This window comes from Bordetella sp. (assembly GCF_051960075.1).
Taxonomy (GTDB): Bacteria; Pseudomonadota; Gammaproteobacteria; order Burkholderiales; family Burkholderiaceae_B; genus Bordetella.
The window spans coordinates 1-18,258 of record NZ_JBQCER010000030.1; the positions used below are offsets into that span (position 1 = coordinate 1).

General features: G+C 65.6%; 14 protein-coding genes. 8 read left to right on the forward strand and 6 right to left on the reverse strand.

Translation table 11 applies throughout. The features are described from left to right. Positions 1 to 132: 132 nt before the first annotated feature. Positions 133 to 1,191: a UDP-N-acetylmuramate dehydrogenase gene (murB, locus tag ACTHJ1_RS04125; RefSeq protein WP_440188145.1), complete on the forward strand. Its 1,059-nt coding sequence runs from the start codon at positions 133 to 135 to the stop codon at positions 1,189 to 1,191. A 19-nt stretch (positions 1,192 to 1,210) separates the two neighbouring features. Here the strand turns inward: murB and dapB are convergent, their stop codons facing one another. Both dapB and ACTHJ1_RS04135 read right to left on the reverse strand, forming a co-directional pair. Beyond that, positions 1,211 to 1,999 carry a 4-hydroxy-tetrahydrodipicolinate reductase gene (gene dapB, locus ACTHJ1_RS04130; protein WP_440188109.1) on the reverse strand — a complete coding sequence of 263 codons (789 nt, stop codon included), beginning with the start codon at positions 1,997 to 1,999 and terminating at the stop codon, positions 1,211 to 1,213. Between the two features lie 18 nt (positions 2,000 to 2,017). Further along, the gene (locus ACTHJ1_RS04135; protein WP_440188112.1) at positions 2,018 to 2,542 is read right to left on the reverse strand and encodes an outer membrane protein assembly factor BamE; all 525 of its coding nucleotides are present in this window, start codon (positions 2,540 to 2,542) and stop codon (positions 2,018 to 2,020) included. Between the two features lie 226 nt (positions 2,543 to 2,768). Between ACTHJ1_RS04135 and fur the strand changes: the two genes are divergently transcribed. After that, positions 2,769 to 3,188 carry a ferric iron uptake transcriptional regulator gene (gene fur, locus ACTHJ1_RS04140; RefSeq protein ID WP_440188115.1) on the forward strand — a complete coding sequence of 140 codons (420 nt, stop codon included), beginning with the start codon at positions 2,769 to 2,771 and terminating at the stop codon, positions 3,186 to 3,188. 49 nt (positions 3,189 to 3,237) lie between these two features. Here fur and recN read toward each other — a convergent pair whose 3' ends face one another. Both recN and ACTHJ1_RS04150 read right to left on the reverse strand, forming a co-directional pair. Then, entirely contained in the window at positions 3,238 to 4,893 is a 1,656-nt protein-coding gene (recN, locus tag ACTHJ1_RS04145; RefSeq protein ID WP_440188118.1) for a DNA repair protein RecN, read from the reverse strand. 9 nt (positions 4,894 to 4,902) lie between these two features. Next, the gene (locus tag ACTHJ1_RS04150) at positions 4,903 to 5,811 is read right to left on the reverse strand and encodes an NAD kinase (protein WP_440188121.1); all 909 of its coding nucleotides are present in this window, start codon (positions 5,809 to 5,811) and stop codon (positions 4,903 to 4,905) included. A 129-nt stretch (positions 5,812 to 5,940) separates the two neighbouring features. Here ACTHJ1_RS04150 and hrcA point away from each other — a divergent pair, with 129 nt between their 5' ends. The 6 genes from hrcA to ACTHJ1_RS04180 all read left to right on the forward strand — a co-directional run bounded on the left by hrcA (position 5,941) and on the right by ACTHJ1_RS04180 (position 12,603). Then, positions 5,941 to 6,954 (forward strand): heat-inducible transcriptional repressor HrcA, encoded by a 1,014-nt coding sequence (gene hrcA / locus ACTHJ1_RS04155; protein WP_440188124.1) that lies wholly within the window; start codon positions 5,941 to 5,943, stop codon positions 6,952 to 6,954. Positions 6,955 to 6,962: 8 nt separating this feature from the next. Further along, complete coding sequence (hemH, locus tag ACTHJ1_RS04160) at positions 6,963 to 7,973, forward strand: ferrochelatase (RefSeq protein ID WP_440188127.1); 1,011 nt, start codon at positions 6,963 to 6,965, stop codon at positions 7,971 to 7,973. A 63-nt stretch (positions 7,974 to 8,036) separates the two neighbouring features. Next, complete coding sequence (gene grpE, locus ACTHJ1_RS04165) at positions 8,037 to 8,567, forward strand: nucleotide exchange factor GrpE (protein WP_440188130.1); 531 nt, start codon at positions 8,037 to 8,039, stop codon at positions 8,565 to 8,567. Between the two features lie 209 nt (positions 8,568 to 8,776). Next, positions 8,777 to 10,711 carry a molecular chaperone DnaK gene (gene dnaK / locus ACTHJ1_RS04170; protein WP_440188133.1) on the forward strand — a complete coding sequence of 645 codons (1,935 nt, stop codon included), beginning with the start codon at positions 8,777 to 8,779 and terminating at the stop codon, positions 10,709 to 10,711. 202 nt (positions 10,712 to 10,913) lie between these two features. Further along, positions 10,914 to 12,041 carry a molecular chaperone DnaJ gene (dnaJ, locus tag ACTHJ1_RS04175; RefSeq protein WP_440188136.1) on the forward strand — a complete coding sequence of 376 codons (1,128 nt, stop codon included), beginning with the start codon at positions 10,914 to 10,916 and terminating at the stop codon, positions 12,039 to 12,041. A 13-nt stretch (positions 12,042 to 12,054) separates the two neighbouring features. Then, positions 12,055 to 12,603 (forward strand): N-acetyltransferase family protein, encoded by a 549-nt coding sequence (locus ACTHJ1_RS04180; protein WP_440188139.1) that lies wholly within the window; start codon positions 12,055 to 12,057, stop codon positions 12,601 to 12,603. Positions 12,604 to 12,621: 18 nt separating this feature from the next. Here the strand turns inward: ACTHJ1_RS04180 and ACTHJ1_RS04185 are convergent, their stop codons facing one another. Together ACTHJ1_RS04185 and ACTHJ1_RS04190 are read right to left on the reverse strand one after the other, a co-directional pair. Next, on the reverse strand, positions 12,622 to 16,824 hold the full coding sequence (locus tag ACTHJ1_RS04185; protein ID WP_440188142.1) for a molybdopterin-dependent oxidoreductase: 4,203 nt from the start codon (positions 16,822 to 16,824) through the stop codon (positions 12,622 to 12,624). 32 nt (positions 16,825 to 16,856) lie between these two features. Next, complete coding sequence (locus ACTHJ1_RS04190) at positions 16,857 to 18,164, reverse strand: MFS transporter (RefSeq protein WP_440188148.1); 1,308 nt, start codon at positions 18,162 to 18,164, stop codon at positions 16,857 to 16,859. Positions 18,165 to 18,258: the final 94 nt, after the last annotated feature.

Sequence of the window (18,258 nt, forward strand, 5' to 3'; positions counted from 1 at the left end):
CTCTACCAACTGAGCTATTCCCGCGTATCGCTTCGCAATCATGTTCATGTCGCGCTACGAGCGCTGCGCATTTCACGCCGCGCATCGCGTATCATGAGCGAAGAAAAAGACTATAGCAATGATTCGCCCATGATGTCAAACCCGCCTGCCGCAACAATTTTTCAGGCTCCTGAACTCGTGCCTCGATCCCGCAGCCTCGCCGCGTGCAATACGCTGGGGCTGGCTTCGCAGGCCGCAGCGTGCGTCGCACTTGATCACATCGAGCAGCTCGATGCGTTGTCGGATCTGACCCGGCGCCATGCTCCTCTGCTCATCCTGGGCGGCGGCAGCAATATGGTGCTGCCGCCGCAAGTGCCCGGTCTGGTGGCGCGCGTGGCCTTGCGCGGCATGCATCTGGTCCAAGAGCGCGAGGATGCCTGGATCGTCGAAGCCGCAGCCGGCGAAGTCTGGCACGACGTGGTGTCGGCCTGCATCGCCCAAGGCTGGGGCGGTCTGGAGAATCTCGCGCTGATTCCCGGAACCGTCGGCGCGGCGCCGGTGCAAAACATCGGCGCCTATGGCGTGGAGCTGGCCGACCGCTTCGACAGCCTGCAGGCCTGGCATATTCCCGAGCGCCGCATGGTGCGAATGACGGCGGCCGACTGTCGGTTTGCCTACCGCGACAGCACATTCAAGCATGCTCAATCGGGCGAGTGGCTGATCGTCTCCGTGCGCCTGGCCCTGCCGCGCCCCTGGCGGCCTGTGCTGGATTATCCCGATCTGCAGCGCGATGCGGGGCTTTCGGCGGGGGGGCCGCCCTCGGCTCGCGCCGTGTTCGAGGCGGTCTGCCGCATCCGCCGCGCCAAACTGCCCGATCCGGCCGTCATCGGCAATGCCGGCAGTTTCTTCAAGAATCCGCTGGTCGACGCCCGCATGCGCGACGAACTGGCGGCGCGCTTTCCGGGGCTGGTCTCGTATGCGCAGCCTGACGGCCGCTACAAGCTGGCGGCAGGCTGGCTGATCGATCAATGCGGGTGGAAGGGCAGGTCGCTCGGGCCTGCCGGCGTGCACGACCGACAGGCCCTGGTGCTGGTGAACCGAGGCGGCGCGACGGCAGACGATGTCATGGCCTTGGCCTCGGCCATACAACGCGACGTGATGGCGCGCTATGGGGTGACGCTGGAACCCGAGCCTGTCGTGGTGCGGGGCTGAAACTGTCAGGCCCGGCGCGTCAGTTCAGCACATCCTGCATGCTGTAAAGCCCGGTCTTTTTGTCTGCCAGAAAGCGCGCGGCGCGCAGCGAACCCTGTGCGTAGGTTGCGCGGCTGCTGGAACGGTGCGTAATTTCGATGCGCTCGCCGGTGCCGCAGAAGTACACGGTGTGCTCGCCCACGATGTCGCCGCCGCGCGCCGAGGAAAAACCGATCGTGCCGGTTTCGCGTATGCCCGTCTCGCCGTGACGCGCCCAGGTTGCGACCTCGGGCAGCTTTTTGCCCCAGGCCTTGGCCACGGTTTCGCCCATGATCAGCGCCGTGCCGGAGGGCGCGTCGACCTTGTTGCGGTGGTGGGCTTCGAACACCTCGACGTCGTAGCCCGATGCGAGCAGGCGGGCCGCCAGATCCAGCAGTTTGAGCGTGGCATTGACGCCCACGCTCATGTTGGGCGCGAAAACGATGGCCGTCTGGCGCGCGGTCGCTTCGATGGCGCCATGGCCGGCCGCGTCGAAGCCCGTGGTGCCGAGCACGGCCTTGACGCCGTGGCGTGCGCAGGCCTGCAGATGCGCGAGAGAGGGATCCGGACGGGTGAAATCGATCAGGCAGTCGGCCCGGGCCAGCGCGTCGAGATCGTCGGTAAGCGGCACGCCTGTCGCGCGGCCCAGGAAGGCGCCGGCATCTTGCCCCAGGGCCGGCGAACCTTTGCGGTCCAGCGCCGCGGTCAGCTGCATATCAGGCGATTCGAGGACAGCTTCGATCAGCATGCGGCCCATGCGGCCGCGCGCGCCAGCAATGGCGATACGCATAGGGATTCCGGATAGGACTTATTTGACGGTAGGAGCCGACACGGTGCCGGTTCCGCCGGGCTGATTGGGCCGGGGCAGTTCGTTGGCGTAATCTTTGGCGCGCTGAACGGCTTCTTCGGCCTGCTTTTTATTGAGCTGGAATGGCTGCTTGTCGGGCTGCGTGTCGCCCGCCCAGCGATCCAGCACATCGTTCTTGAACCAGACGGTGAACTTGCGCTCTTCGGCGGCGCCGCTGCCGGGCTTGTAGTAGTAGACGTAGTCCCAGCGGTCGGCGTGCAGCACGTCGGTCAGCGCGGGACTGCCCAGCACGAAGCGGACCTGGTCGCGGGTCATGCCCTTCTTGAGCTGAGCGACCTGCTCCTGCGTCAACCAGTTGCCCTGCTGGACGCTGGAGCGATAAGGGAAACCCCATTTGTCCGAACTGCAGCCGGCCAGGGCGAGCGCCAGCGAGAAGGCGACCAGGCCGGCGCGGGCGTAGCGCAGCGCGCGGCCGCGGACCGGCGACGCGTTATTGGCGGTAGAGCAATACTGGCGAGCATCCATGAACGCTGGCGACCCTGTAAAGAAGTGATGGGGGAACAGGCAAAACCGTTATCATAAAGGCTTAAGCGAAATATCTGCAGCCGCGGCGTCGGACCACGTTTTCAGGGCAAGTGTTCAGGTCAACGATTCAGGTCAACGATTTCAGGCCGATAATTCAAGCCTGATCCGGAACCTGGGGCAGGGCCAGCCACGGCATGCATCGCAACCCGACGCGGATGAGCAAAAAATGAGCGACCAGAGCGACTTGAAGAATATGGGCCTGAAGGCCACTTTTCCGCGCCTGAAGATCCTGGATATTTTTCGTAAATCGGATCAAAGGCACCTGAGCGCCGAGGACGTTTATCGCGCGCTCATCGGCGAGAGCGTCGAAATCGGCCTGGCCACGGTCTATCGGGTGCTGACGCAGTTCGAGCAAGCCGGCATCCTGGCCCGCAGCCAGTTCGACACCGGCAAGGCCGTGTTCGAGCTGAACGACGGCGACCACCACGACCACATGATCTGTACCAATTGCGGTTCGGTGACCGAGTTTACCGACACCGACATCGAAAAGCGCCAGCACAAGGTGGCCAAAGACCACGGGTTCATCCTGGAAAGCCACGCCATGGTGCTGTACGGCATTTGCAGCAATTGCCAGAAGCGCCGCTAAGCGCCGTCGCGGTTGCCGGAGAACCGAACCCCCGGTGATTTGCCGCGATTCAGGAATCGATTTCCATCCCCAGCATTTCTCTGGCGTGATTGCGTGTGGTGTCGGTGATCTTGATTCCGCCCAGCATGCGCGCCAGCTCCTCGACGCGCGCTTGCGGCGTCAGCAGTTCAATGCCCGAGCGCGTCTTGCCGCGGCTTTCCGTCTTGCTGACCTGGTAGTGCGCGTTGCCGCAGGCGGCCACCTGGGGCAGGTGCGTTACGCACAGAACCTGATGGCGCTCGCCCAGCTCGCGCAGCAGTTTGCCCACGACTTCCGCCACCGCGCCGCCCACGCCGCTGTCGACTTCGTCGAAGATCAGCGTGGGGACGCGCGCCGCGCGGCTGGCCATGACCGATAGCGCCAGCGAAATGCGCGACAGTTCGCCACCCGAGGCTACCTTGGCCAGCGGCCGCGGCGTGGCGCCGGCGTGGCCGGCCACTCGGAATTCGACGGTTTCGCTGCCCAGCGCCGACGGGGCGCCTTCGAGCAGGGCGGCTTCGAAAGCGCCGCCCTTCATGGATAGCGTCTGCATGGCCTGGCTGACCTGCTTGCCCAGGTCTTTGGCCACCTTGCGGCGCGCGGCCGACAGCGCGTCGGCCGCCTCGGCGTATTGAGCCTGGGCGGCTTCGACCCGCTTGCGCAGGGCGTCGATATCGGCCGCGGCCTGCATGTCGGCCAGGCGGCCATGCAGGTCGTCGCGCAGCGCGGGCAGGTCGCCGGGTTCGACCCTGAACTTGCGGGCAAGATCGAAGGCGGCGCCCATGCGCGCCTCGACCTCGGCCAGGCGTTGCGGGTCGAGCTCGACCCGGTCGACATAGCTGTTCATGTCGGACACGACTTCGTCGATGGCGATGCCGGCCGATTCGAGCGCTTCGCCCAGGCTCTTGAGGCTGGGGTCGTGGCGCAGCATCTGCTGGATCTGGTGCATGGCCAGGCCGATGCGCCGGCGGGCCGAACCTTCTTCGCCGTCCAGCGCCTCGAGGATTTGCGCGGCGCCATCGCGCAGCGATTGGGCGTGGGCCAGACGAGCCTGCTCGGTCTGCAGGGCATCCCACTCGCCGGGCGCCAGGTTCAGGTTATCGAGCTGATCGGCCTGCCATTGCAGGCGTTCGCGCTCGGCGGCCAGGGCGCCGGCATCGTGCTCGGCGGCGTCGAGCTGCCTGGCGAGGCCGCGCCAGTGTTTCCAGGCTTGCGCCACGGACTGACGCAGCGCGGCATGCCCGCCGTGGGCGTCGAGCAGATCGCGCTGGGCGTCGGGCCGCATCAGGCTTTGATGGGCATGCTGGCCATGGATGTCGACCAGATGCTCACCCAGCTCGCGCAGCAGCGCCACGGTGACCGGGGTGCCGTTGAGATAGGCGCGGCTGCGGCCTTGGGCGTCGACGACGCGGCGCAGAGCCAGTTCCGGTCCGGCGTCGAGCTCGCGCTCGGCCAGCCAGCCAGCCAGCGCGTCGGGCGTGTCGAATAGCGCGGTGATGTCGGCGCGTTCTGCGCCTTCGCGCAGCACGCCGGCATCGCCCCGTTCGCCCAGCGCCAGCGCCAGGGCGTCGATAAGGATGGATTTGCCGGCGCCGGTCTCGCCGGAAAAGACGGTAAAGCCCGCGTCGAAGTGGATTTCAGCCTGTTCGACGATGACGAAATCGCGGATGTGCAGCGTACGCAGCATGATGTTGGCTTAGCCGGCCTTGGCGTCGGGCTCGCCGTTCTGAGGCATCAGATTCCAGTTCAGCTTGCGACGCAGGGTGGAGAAATAGCTGTAGCCCTGTGGATGGACGAAGCGGATGTTCCAGGGCGCGCGCTGCACCTGAATGCAATCGCCCAATTGCAGATCGGACCAGGATTGCATGTCGAAGTGCACGTTGGCGCCCTTCTGGTCGCGACCGACGCCGGTAAGCGTTAGCTTGAGCGTGCCGTCGCCGGGAATGACGATGGGGCGGTTGGACAGCGTTTGCGGGGCCACGGGTACCAGCGCCATGGCGTTCAGGCCCGGATGCAGCAACGGGCCGCCGGCCGACAGGGAATAGGCGCTCGAGCCGGTCGGCGTGGCGATGATGAGGCCGTCGGCGCGCTGGGAATACATGAAGATATCGTTGTGCTCGACATGCACTTCGATCATGCCGCCGCGGCCGGCGCGGTTGAGGACCACGTCGTTCAGGGCCGTGGCGGCGAACATCTGCTGGCTGCCGCGCCAGATGCTGGCGGTGAGCAGCATGCGCTCTTCGATGCGGTAGTTGCCGTGCAGCATCTGGGCCAGGGCGGTGTGGGCCTCGGGCAGGGCGATGTCGGTGATGAAGCCCAGGTGGCCGTGGTTGATGCCGACGATGGGGGCGCTGTAGGGGGCCAGGTGCCGGGCCACGCCCAGCACGGTGCCATCGCCGCCCATGACCACGGCCAGCGCGGCAGCCTTGCCGATCTCCTCGAGGCTGGCCACCGGGTATTCGCCTACCTGGGTGTTGCGGGCCGTGTCGGTTTCGATCAGCACGTTGCGGCCCGCCTGGGTCAGCATCGACGCCAGCGCGCGCAGCGGGCCGTCCAGGCCGCTGTCCTGGTACCTGCCGATCAGGGCGATGGTGGGAAAGTGCATCGTGTTCCGAGCCTTTTATCATTCCGTCGATGACGCCTACGGGCCGATTATAGGGGTGCGATATAGGACGCATCACCGCGCGCAAGGATAAAAAAACCCCGGTCCGCAAACTTTCCCTAAAATAGGGGCATGGATGACCGTGCCAGCGCACTGCTGAAAGCTCTTATCGAACGCTACATCGCCGACGGGCAGCCGGTGGGTTCGCGCACACTTTCCAAGGTGTTCGACCTGTCGCCGGCCACCATCCGCAATGTCATGGCCGATCTCGAAGATCAGGGGCTGATCCACAGCCCTCACACCTCGGCCGGCCGCATTCCAACGCCCCGCGGCTACCGGATGTTCGTCGACACCCTGCTGGCTGTGCGCGCCTATCAGCACGAACCCGGTTACGGGCAGGACGTGGCCGACATGCTGCCCATGTCCGAGCCGGTTCGCGCGGTCAATGCGGCTGCGGCGCTGCTGTCCAATCTCACGCAGTTTGCCGGGGTGGTGCTCACGCCCAAGCGTTCGCAGGTGTTTCGCCAGATCGAATTCATACGCCTCTCCGATCGGCGGGTGCTGCTCATCATCGTCACGCCCGACGGCGATGTGCAGAACCGCATCCTGTCCATGCAGCGCGATTACAGCGAGGCCGACCTGGTCGAGGCGGCCAATTTCTTCAACATACATTTCTCGGGCAAGTCCTTCGACATGGTTCGGCGCACGTTGTCGACCGAGCTGGCTCAACTGCGCGAAGACATCTCCAAACTCATGGAGGCTGCCGTCGAGGCGGGCACCGAGGCGGCCGACGACGGCGACACCGTGGTGATCTCGGGCGAACGCAAATTGCTCGAAGTGACCGACATCGCTTCCGACATGGACCGCCTGCGCAAAATGTTCTCGCTGTTCGAGAAAAAAACCGATCTGCTGCAGCTTCTGGACATGTCCAGCCGCGCGCAAGGCGTTCAGATCTACATCGGCGGCGATTCGCAGCTTATGCCGGTGGAAGACGTCTCCATCATTACTGCGCCTTACGGGGTGGACGGGAAGGTAGTGGGTACGCTGGGCGTAATCGGCCCCACGCGCATGGCGTACGAGCGGGTGATACCCATCGTCGACATCACCGCCCGCCTTCTTTCGAACGCACTCAGCCATAATCAGTAGCAGTAGCCGTGACCTCCGACGCGCAACCTCATCGAACTTCGAACGCCCGCACGGGTGTGCTGCTCGTCAATCTGGGTACGCCCGAAGCGCCGACCACGCAGGCCATCCGGGATTATCTGGCCGAGTTTCTTTCCGATCCGTACGTGGTCGGGCTGCCGCGCCTGCTGTGGCTGCCCATTTTGTATGGTGTGGTGTTGCGCAAGCGGCCCGCCAGGCTCGTGCCGCGCTATGCCGGCATCTGGATGGACGAAGGCTCGCCTCTGCTGGCATATAGCCTGCGGCAGGCCGCGGGCCTGGCGCAGCGCCTCACCGCTCGGGGCCTGGACGTCGAGGTGGCGTTGGCCATGCGTTACGGCCGACCCTCCATCGCGGAGGCTCTGGCGCAGCTTCAGGCACGCGGCTGCGGGCGCGTCCTGGCCGTGCCGATGTACCCGCAGTACACGGCCAGCACCACGACCACGGCGGTCGAGGCCGTAACGGCGCAAGCCGCGCGCATGGGACTGGCGGATGGGCTGAGCTTCGTCGGTCATTTCTATGATCAGCCCGGCTACCTGGATGCCCAGGCGGGCCTGATCTTGCGCTACTGGCAGGAGCACGGCCGACCCGACAAGCTGCTGATGAGTTTTCACGGCCTGCCGCGCCGGGTGGTCGAGCGCGGCGACCCCTATTACCGCCACTGTCTGGAGACGGCCGGCCTGGTGCGCCAGCGTCTGGGTCTGGCCGAAGATCAGATCGAGGTCTCGTTCCAGAGCCGTTTCGGCGCCGGTCGCTGGCTCGAGCCCTACACGCTGCCGCGCCTGCAGGCCCTGCCGGGCGAGGGCGTGACGGCCGTCGACGTCGTCTGCCCTGGTTTCGTGGCCGATTGCCTGGAGACCCTCGAGGAAATCAACCAGGACGGCCGGGAAGCGTTCCTGGCTGCCGGCGGGCGGCAGTTTCGTTACATTTCTGCGCTCAACGACGATCCGGCCTGGCTGGAAGGACTCACGGAACTGGTCGAAAAGGGGCTGAGGGCCTCTTGAAAACCGGAAAGCGATCCCCATACCTGCAAAACAGGTATTCGTAACAATTCCGGAGAAGTCCCCATGACGGCACCCCAAGAGCCGATCGAACCTACCCTGGGCGCCCTGCCCGAGGATGATCTGCAAACCGAACTGAACACCCTGCGCGCCGAGCTGGAGTCGGTTCAGGCTGCGCTGCAAGCCCAGCAGGAGCAGGTATTGCGCGCCATGGCCGAAGCCGAAAACGTGCGCCGCCGCGCCCAGGAAGACGTGAGCAAGGCGCGCAAGTTCAGCATCGAGTCTTTTGCCGAAGGCATGGTCCCCGTCAAGGACAGCCTCGAGGCCGCTCTGGCCCAGGCCGACCAGACGGTCGAAACGCTGCGTGAAGGCGTCGAAATGACGCTCAAGCAGCTGACCAATGCCTTCGAACGCAACCTGCTCAAGGAAATCGCGCCGGTCCAAGGCGACAAATTCGACCCGCACCAGCATCAAGCTATTTCGTCGGTGCCCGCCGCGCAGCCCGCCAATACGGTGGTTCAGGTGCTGCAAAAGGGCTACGCCATCGCCGACCGCACCCTGCGCCCGGCCCTGGTAGTGGTTTCTGCGGGGCAGTAACAACGGGTCCGAGCCGAAGATCCCGGAGGAATCCGAAGCGCGGGGCCGGCCAACCGGAGCCGCGGAAGCGGCGAGCATCGGAATTACGCAGGGCAGCCTCGGCGGCTAAAGAACCCCAAATGCCTTGAAAAATAGAAATCGGCCCTTAATTACCAGACATCCAAGCATTCAACCCATTCAACGTATTCACTCATCAAGGTAAGCACTCCATGAGCAAGATCATCGGTATCGACCTGGGCACCACCAATAGCTGCGTGGCTGTCGTCGAAGGCGGTCAAGTCAAGATCATCGAAAACGCCGAAGGCGCCCGCACCACGCCCTCGATCATCGCCTACATGGACGATGGCGAGACCCTGGTGGGTGCGCCGGCCAAGCGCCAGGCGGTCACCAACCCCAAGAACACCCTGTACGCGGTCAAGCGCCTGATCGGACGCAAGTTCGAAGAAAAGGCCGTGCAGAAAGATATCGACCTGATGCCTTACAGCATCGTCAAGGCCGACAATGGCGACGCGTGGGTGCAGGCCCGCGACCAGAAGCTGGCGCCGCCGCAGGTGTCGGCCGAAGTGCTGCGCAAGATGAAGAAGACCGCCGAGGACTATCTCGGCCACGAGGTCACCGAAGCCGTGATCACCGTGCCGGCCTACTTCAACGACAGCCAGCGCCAGGCCACCAAGGACGCCGGCCGCATCGCCGGCCTCGAAGTCAAGCGCATCATCAACGAGCCCACGGCGGCCGCGTTGGCCTTCGGTCTGGACAAGGCCGAAAAGGGCGACCGCAAGATCGCCGTGTATGACCTGGGCGGCGGCACCTTCGACGTGTCCATTATCGAAATCGCCGACGTGGACGGCGAGAAGCAGTTCGAAGTGCTGTCGACCAACGGCGACACGTTCCTGGGCGGCGAAGACTTCGACCAGCGCATCATCGACTACATCATTTCCGAGTTCAAGAAAGACCAGGGCGTCGACTTGTCCAAGGATGTGCTGGCCCTGCAGCGCCTGAAGGAAGCCGCCGAAAAGGCCAAGATCGAGTTGTCCTCGAGCCAGCAGACCGAGATCAATCTGCCTTACATCACGGCCGACGCGTCGGGTCCCAAGCACCTGAACCTGAAGATCACGCGCGCCAAGCTGGAAGCGCTGGTCGAGGACCTGATCGAGCGCACCATCGAGCCCTGCCGCGTGGCCATCAAGGACGCCGGCGTCAAGGTCTCGGACATCGACGACGTGATCCTGGTCGGCGGCATGACCCGCATGCCCAAGGTGCAGGACAAGGTCAAGGAATTCTTCGGCCGCGACCCGCGCAAGGACGTGAACCCCGATGAAGCGGTCGCCGCCGGCGCCGCCATTCAAGGCTCCGTGCTGTCGGGCGACCGCAAGGACGTGCTGCTGCTGGACGTGACGCCGCTGTCGCTGGGCATCGAGACCCTGGGCGGCGTGATGACCAAGATGATCCAGAAGAACACCACGATCCCGACCAAGTTCTCGCAGACGTTCTCGACTGCCGACGACAACCAGCCGGCCGTGACCATCAAGGTGTTCCAGGGCGAGCGCGAAATCGCCGCGGGCAACAAGGCCCTGGGCGAGTTCAACCTCGAGGGCATCCCCCCGGCGCCGCGCGGCCTGCCGCAGATCGAGGTCACCTTCGACATCGACGCCAACGGCATCCTGCACGTGTCCGCCAAGGACAAGGGCACCGGCAAGGAAAACAAGATCACCATCAAGGCCAACTCGGGTCTGTCCGAAGACGAGATCCAGCGCATGGTGAAGGACGCCGAAGCCAACGCGGCCGAAGACCACCGTCTGGCCGAACTGGCCCAGGCCCGCAACCAGGCCGACGGCCTGGTGCACGCCACGCGCAAGTCGCTGGGCGAGTACGGCGAGAAGCTGGAAGCGGCCGAGAAGGAATCGATCGAGGCGGCTATCAAGGAACTCGAAGACGTGCTCAAGACCGGCACCAAGGAAGAGATCGACGCCAAGGTCGAAGCCCTGGGCAAGGCCTCGCAGAAGCTGGGCGAGAAGATGTATGCCGACGCGCAGGCGCAGCAGGCCGCGCAGCAGGCGACTCAGCAGCAGGCGGCCGACAACGCCAAGCCGGTCGACGAGAACGTGGTCGATGCCGACTTCAAGGAAGTCAAGCGCGACCAGTAAGTAGCGGGGTGGATTCGTTCGCGCGTTTGCTCACGCACATGCGCGGACATATCCACTGAAGCAGCGCGCCCGGGGCCGTTTTCAGGCTGCCGGGCGAGCGCATTTTTACCGCCGGGCCGCTCCAAGGTGAAAGCGCCCCCCCGAGGGGGCGGCAAACCGACGGTGCAGCGCGGGGGTCATTATTCAAGTTACCGAATCCGCTATGGCAAAACGCGATTACTACGACACTCTCGGCGTGGCCAAGAACGCCACGGAAGACGAGCTCAAGAAGGCCTACCGCAAGCTCGCCATGAAGTATCACCCGGACCGCAATCCGGGCAATAAAGAGGCCGAGGAAAAATTCAAGGAAGCCAAGGACGCCTACGAGATCCTGAGCGACGAGCAGAAGCGCGCCGCCTACGATCGCTACGGCCATGCCGGCGTCGACCCCAATGCCGCGGGCATGGGGGGCGCGGGCATGGGCGGCGGCTTTGCCGATGCGTTCGGCGACATCTTCGGCGAGATATTCGGCGGTGCCGGCGGCCGGCGCGGCGGCGGTCCGCAGGTCTATCGCGGCGGCGATCTGAAATATGCCCTGGAGATCACGCTCGAGCAGGCCGCCAGCGGCTTCGACACCGAAATTCGCGTGCCCAGCTGGGAAAACTGCGAGACCTGCCACGGCTCCGGCGCCAAGCCGGGCACGACGCCCAAGACCTGCCGCACCTGCAGCGGTTCGGGCGCGGTGCGCATGCAGCAGGGCTTTTTCAGCGTGCAGCAGACCTGCCCGACCTGCCACGGCACGGGCAAGGAAATCACCGACCCGTGCAGCGCCTGCGACGGCGTGGGCCGCGTGCGCAAGAACAAGACGCTGCAGGTCAAGATCCCCTCGGGCATCGACGACGGCATGCGCATCCGCTCCACCGGCAACGGCGAGCCGGGCATCAACGGCGGGCCGCCGGGCGATCTGTACGTCGAAATCCACATCAAGCAGCACAAGATCTTCCAGCGCGACAGCGACGATCTGCATTGCGAGCTGACCATCCCGTTCACCACGGCGGCGCTGGGCGGCGACCTGCAAGTGCCCACGCTGGGCGGCAAGGCCGAGATCGCGATTCCCGAAGGCACGCAGTCGGGCAAGACCTTCCGCCTGCGCGGCAAGGGCATACGCGGCGTGCGCTCGGCCTATCCGGGCGATCTGTATTGTCACGTGGTGGTCGAGACGCCGGTGCGCCTGAACGATGAGCAGAAGAACATCCTGCGGCAGTTCGAGGCCTCGCTCAACGACGGCGGCGATCGCCATTCGCCGCAGAGCAAGTCCTGGACCGACCGCGTCAAGGAATTCTTCTCCTGACTACAATGCGCGCATGAATACGAACCTCATTGCCCTTGGCGCCAAGATCGTCGAATGCACGTTCGAGCGTCATGCCCAGGCCATCCTGGACATTTTGAACGACGCCATCCTCACCTCGACCGCCTTGTACGACTACAAGGCGCGATCGATGGAAAACATGGTGTCGTGGTTCCAGGCCAAGGCGGCGGGCAAGTTTCCGGTGATCGGTATCGAAGGCGCGGACGGCGCGCTCATGGGCTTCGCCAGCTACGGTACCTTCCGCGCCTATCCGGCCTACAAGTATTCGGTCGAGCATTCCATCTACGTCGAGAAGGGTTGCCGTGGCCTTGGGCTGGGCGAGACCTTGCTGCGCCTGCTGATCGAGCGCGCCGAAGCAAATCAGGTGCACCTGATCATCGGCGCCATCGACGCGGCCAACGAGGGCAGCATCGCCCTGCATCGCAAGCTGGGCTTCGTGCATTCGGGCACGATCACCCAGGCCGGCTTCAAGTTCGGCCGATGGCTCGACGTGGCGTTCTACCAGCTCACGCTGCCCACGCCGGAGCAGCCGGTGGATGGCTGAGTCTGAGGTGCGCCGACGTCAATACACGTCGCGCACGTAGCGTTTTTCCCGAGCCAGCCTGGCCACGTATTCGCCGGCTTTGTCCGCCGGCATGCCGCCGTGCTCGGCCACCACGGTTTTGAGCATGGCGTCCACGTCTCTGGCCATCTGCAGCGCATCGCCGCACACATAGAAGTAAGCGCCGTCTTCGAGCCAGGACCATAGTTCGGCGCCGCGTTCGCGCATGCGGTCCTGCACATAGATCTTGTCGGGCTGATCGCGCGAGAAGGCCAGATCCAGCCGGGTGAGCAAGCCTTCGTCGCGCATGGCGGCGAGTTCGTCGCGATAGTAGAAATCGGTTTTTTCGTGCTGCTCGCCGAAGAACAGCCAGTTGCGGCCGCGCGCGCCCATGGCCTTGCGTTGATGCAGGAATCCGCGGAACGGCGCGATGCCCGTGCCCGGGCCCACCATGATGATGGGCGCGTCATCCTGTGCGGGCAGGTGAAAGTGCAGCGACTTCTGGACGAACACGGGCACCTGGTCGTCGGCACGGTCGGCCAGGAAGGTCGAGGCCACCCCCTTGCGCTGGCGGCCGCCGCTGTCGTAACGCACCGTGGAAACTGTCAGGTGTACCTCGCCCGGATGCGCCAGCGGACTGGACGCGATCGAATACAGGCGCGGCTGCAGGCGCGGCAGCAGCGAGACGAGCTCGCCCGCGCTCATATCGACGGGGAACTCGCGCAGGACGTCGGCCAGCTGCCGGCCCCTTAGCCACTGCCTGAGGTCGGCCTTGCGCGCATCGTCGAGCAGCGACATCAAGGTGTCGTGCCGGCCGCGCGCAGCGATGAAAGCCAGGGCCAGGGGATGCGGACGGGCGATGTCCAGATGGCGCTTTAGCGCATCGGCCAGCGGCATGCCGCCCAGATCATCCAGATGCACCGTGGCGTGCGCCTTCAGATGCAACAATCCGAGCAGTTCATCGACCAGCTCGGGGCAGTTGGCGGGCCATACGCCCAGCGCGTCGCCGGCCTCGTATTCGATGCCGGCCGGCTGCGATAAGGCGATGCAGCGCGTGTCTTTGGACGCGTTTGCAAGATTCCGCCTTTTATTGGACACGAGCCGCGACGTCGCGGGCCGCTGTTTGCTCACCGGCATTCCCGCTGCGATCTGCGGCGCGCGCGGCGCGGCGGCGTGCAGCGCCGCATCGCATTCCTTGATGCGGACGATGGCCTGATCCAGCCACTTTCTGGCATGGGCCGAAAACTCCGCGTCGCAGTCGACGCGATCCATCAGGCGCGTGGCGCCCAGGCGTTCGAGACAGTCGTCGAGCTTGCGGCCGTGGCCGCAGAACTGTTCGTAGTTGCGGTCGCCCAGAGCCAGCACCGCAAAGTGCACGCCGCTCAGGCTGCCGGCGGCCTGGGCTTGCAGCCCGCTCCAGAACGCGCTGCCGTTGTCCGGCGGATCGCCGTCGCCGAAAGTGCTGGTCATCAGCAGCACGTATTGCGCCTTGGCCAGTTGCCCGACGTCGCAGTCCTGCATGCAGGCCAGGTGGATTTCGAATCCGGCCTGCATCAGGCGGGTGGCATAGTCTTCCGTCAGCGATTCCACATTGCCGGTCTGGGAGGCCCATAGCAACTGCACTCTGGGCCGCGCGCGCGGCGTTGCGGCGTGATCGCGGCCTCGTTCCTGCGCGTTCGATTCGGCCGTGTGCGAGGCCTGCGGCGCGGGCGCGCGGCTGAACAGGCCGGCCAGCAAGCCGTCGAGCCACAAGCGCCTTTCGGCGGGAAACGGCGCGTTGGGCGGCAGCATGGGCACCAGGCCGGTCAGACTGTCGGCGCCGCTGTTGCGCAGCCCGTTCAGAAAGCCCGACAGATAGGCCCTTTCGGCGTCGGCCAGCTTGGGCACGGGCGCATCGTCCAGGGCGAGTATCGCCGCGAAAGTATTGATATGAGGCATCGTGGGTTCTTCGACGGCCAAAGGGGCCGCGGGCTGTTCGGCCGCCTTGTCGCCGGACGGCGCCAGGCGAGCGAGCGCGACCGCGCAAAACTTGATTTCCGGCTGCAGCGAAACGGGGTCCACGGCGTCATTCGTGACTGCGTTCACGCACAAGTCCTCGCCGTACAGATCGTTCCAATGCATGGGCGCGAAGCAGGTGCCGGGCAGCACGCGCTCGGTGACCGCGGCGGGCAGTACGGCGCGGCCGCGCGCCGACTTGATCTCGACGCTGTCTTTGGTCGATATGCCCAAGGTCTGGGCGTCGCTCGGATGGATTTCGATGAAGGGCGACGGATTGAGCTTGTTCAGCGTGGCCACCTTGCCCGTCTTGGTCAGGGTGTGCCATTGATGCTGCAGGCGGCCGGTGTTCAAGACGAGCGGATATTCCGTCGAGACGGTCTCGGCCGTGCCGGTGTGAGGCCTGGCGGGGAAAGCCCCCACGCTGCGCCCCTCGGGCTTGCGGCCCCCCAAGGAGGCGCTTTTGCCTTGGGGCGGCCCGGCGGCAACAAAGCGGGCCTTGCCGCTGGACGTGGGAAATGCGAGGCGAGGCTTCGTGCCGTCGGCCGACACGCGCGGCGTCTGGCTCACGCCGTCGTTGAGATAGCGGATGGGGTTGCGGCTGCCGGCGCCGGGCGCCACGGGCCATTGCAAGGGGCTGATCCGTAGCGCTTCATGGCTGGCGCCGCGCAGGTCGTAGCCGGTGTCGGGGTTGGAGAAACGGACGATTTCGTCGAAGACCTCGGCCGCGTCGCGGTAGGTGAAGGCCTCGGCATAGCCCATGGCGCGGGCCACGTCTGCGATGATGCGCCAGTCGGGCAAGGCCTGGCCTGGCGGCGCGACGGCTTGCCGCATCAAGGTGAGGTTGCGTTCGGAGTTGACCATGACGCCGTCGCCCTCGGCCCACAGCGCGCCGGGCAGAAGGATGTCGGCGTAGCGATTGGTCTCGGTGTCGAGAAAGGCGTCCTGGGCGATGACCAGCTCGGCGGCCTGCAGCCCCGCCACGACGTTCGAACGGTTGGGCATGGAGGCCGCCGGGTTGGTGCAGAGGATCCAGCAGGCCTTGATATCGCCCGCGGCCATGCGCGAGAACAGGTCGATGGTGCCTTGTCCCGCGTCTGCGCGCAGCGTGCCTTCCGGCAGGCCCCATACGGCCTCGGCATGATGCCGGTCCGCGGCGGACAGAATCGAGCGCTGTCCCGGCAGGCCGGGGCCCATATAGCCCATCTCGCGTCCACCCATGGCATTGGGTTGGCCCGTCAGCGAGAACGGGCCGCTGCCCGGCCGGCAGATCTTGCCCGTGGCCAGGTGCAGATTGCACAGTGCATTGGTGTGCCAGGTGCCTCGGGTGCTCTGGTTCAGGCCCATGGTCCAGCAGCTCAGCCACTCGGGCGCGTCGCCTATCCATTGCGCGGCTTTGCGGATGTCGGCTTCGGCCAGGCCGGTGATGCGTGCGACCTTCTCCGGCGGGTAGTCGGCCAGAAAGCCGGGCATCTCTTCCCAGCCTTCGGTGAATTCGGCGATGAATTCCGCGTCGATCCTGCCTTGCGCGTGCAGCAGGTGCAGCAAGCCGTTGAGCAGCGCGAGATCGGTGCCCGGACGTATCTGCAGGAACAAGTGCGCCTTGTCGGCGGTGATCGTTCGGCGCGGATCGACGACGATGAGCCGTGCGCCCGCCTTGATCCGGCTCATCATGCGCAAGTAAAGGATGGGATGGCAGTCGCCCATGTTCGAGCCGACGACGAAGAACAGGTCGGCGCGGTCGAAGTCGTCGTAAGAGCCGGGCGGCGCATCCGCGCCCAGCGAGAGCTTGTAGCCGCTGCCGGCGCTGGCCATGCACAGGCGCGAATTCGATTCGATATGGCGGGTTCCGACATAGCCCTTGGCGAGCTTGTTCGCCAAGTATTGGGCTTCCATCGACATCTGGCCCGAGACATAGAACGCCACGGCGTCGGGGCCATGCGCGTCGATGATGCCGCGCAGGCGGCGCGCGGCTTCGCGCGTGGCCTCGTCCATGGGCATAGGCGCCGGGTCCTGTCCGCGCGCGCGCCGCGCGTAGGCGCCGAGCAGGCGCCCCGAATCGCGCAGCGCGATGTGCGCCGACGAACCCTTGGTGCATAGCCGGCCGGCATTGGCGGGGTGGTCCGGGTCGCCCGAGACCTTCGTGACCTCGCCGCTATCGACATGCAGGATCATGCCGCAGCCCACGCCGCAATACGGGCAGACGGTTTTTACGGTGGATTGCGCCATGATGCTCGATGCGTTGTTCGGGGGAGGCGGGATCAGCGCGTCGGCGCCGCGGCCAGCGGCGATGTCTCGGCGAGATGGCCGGCGCCCAGACGCACGGCGAGCGCGCACAGCGCCGAACACGCCACGAAGACGCCCAGGATGGACACGGTCTGCTGCACGTCGCCCACGCCCTTCATCACGAAGCCCGCGGCCACCGCCCCGACATTGCCGCCCGCGCCCACGATGCCGGCCACGCCGCCCAGGGCCTTGCGGTCGATGAAGGGAACCAGCGCATAGGTGGCGCCGCAGGCCATGTGTGTGAAGAGACCGAAGACCACCATGGCGGCGATGGCCATGCCCGCGCTTTGCGCGTGCGCGAACCAGAGCAGGCCCAGGCCTTCGCCCAGCAGCAGCGCGGCGAGCAGCGGCGCGCGCCAGCTCAGGTCGCCGCCCTTGGCCGTCCTGTCGGAAAGAATGCCGCCCAGGGCGCGGGCAAACAGCGCGAGCAGGCCGAAGATGCCCGCCGCCAGACCGGCATCGCCCAGAGAAAGATGAAAATGGTTCACGTAATACGTGGCCGCCACGGTGTGCACGAAAAGCTCCACGCCGAAGCAGCAGCCGTAGGTGACGAACAGCATCCAGACGCGGTAGTTCGCGCAGGCGGCGCCGAAGCTGGCCAAGCCCGTTTTCTTTCCGCCGTCGATGGCGATACCTTGCTTGCGCAGTTCGAGGAAATCGCCTTGCGGGCAATCCTGGGTGTAGCGCCAGTACACCGCGGCCATGATCAGCAATGCCAGCGCGGGGACGAGCAGCGCCAGGCGCCAGGCCGACGCCTCGTGCATGCCCAGCACCATGAACGCGGCCAGCAGCATGGGCATCAGCGCCTGCGCCGCGCCCGCTCCCGAGTTGCCCCAGCCGGCGCTGGCGGCATTGGCCGTGCCCACTACCTTGGGCCCGAACATGACGCTGGTGTGATATTGGGTGATGACGAAGCTCGCGCCGACGGCGCCTATGCCCAGGCGGCAAAGCAGCACGGAGGTATACCCCGTGGCACAGGCCAGGGCCGCGACGGGAATCGCGCCCAGCGCCATGAGACCGGCATAGACCCGGCGCGGGCCGTAGCGGTCGCACAGGGGACCGACGATCAGCCGCACCAGGATGGTCGCCGCTACGGCGGCGATGTTGATGTCGGCGACTTGACCCGGCGTGAGCGCGAATTCGCGCGCAAGCACCGGCATCAGCGGCGCGCTGGCGAACCAGGCAAAGAAGCAGACGAAGAACGCCATCCACGTCAGGTGAAAGGCGCGCATGGGGGCGGCGCGAAACGTGAACAGATCGATGCGGTTGGCTTTCTCGGACATGGCCTCTTGCTCCTGAAAATGAAAATGGCGCCCCTGCGCACCGGATCGATCCGGTGCGCAGGGGCGCCATTGCCCGGCACGGCCGGTGAAAGGC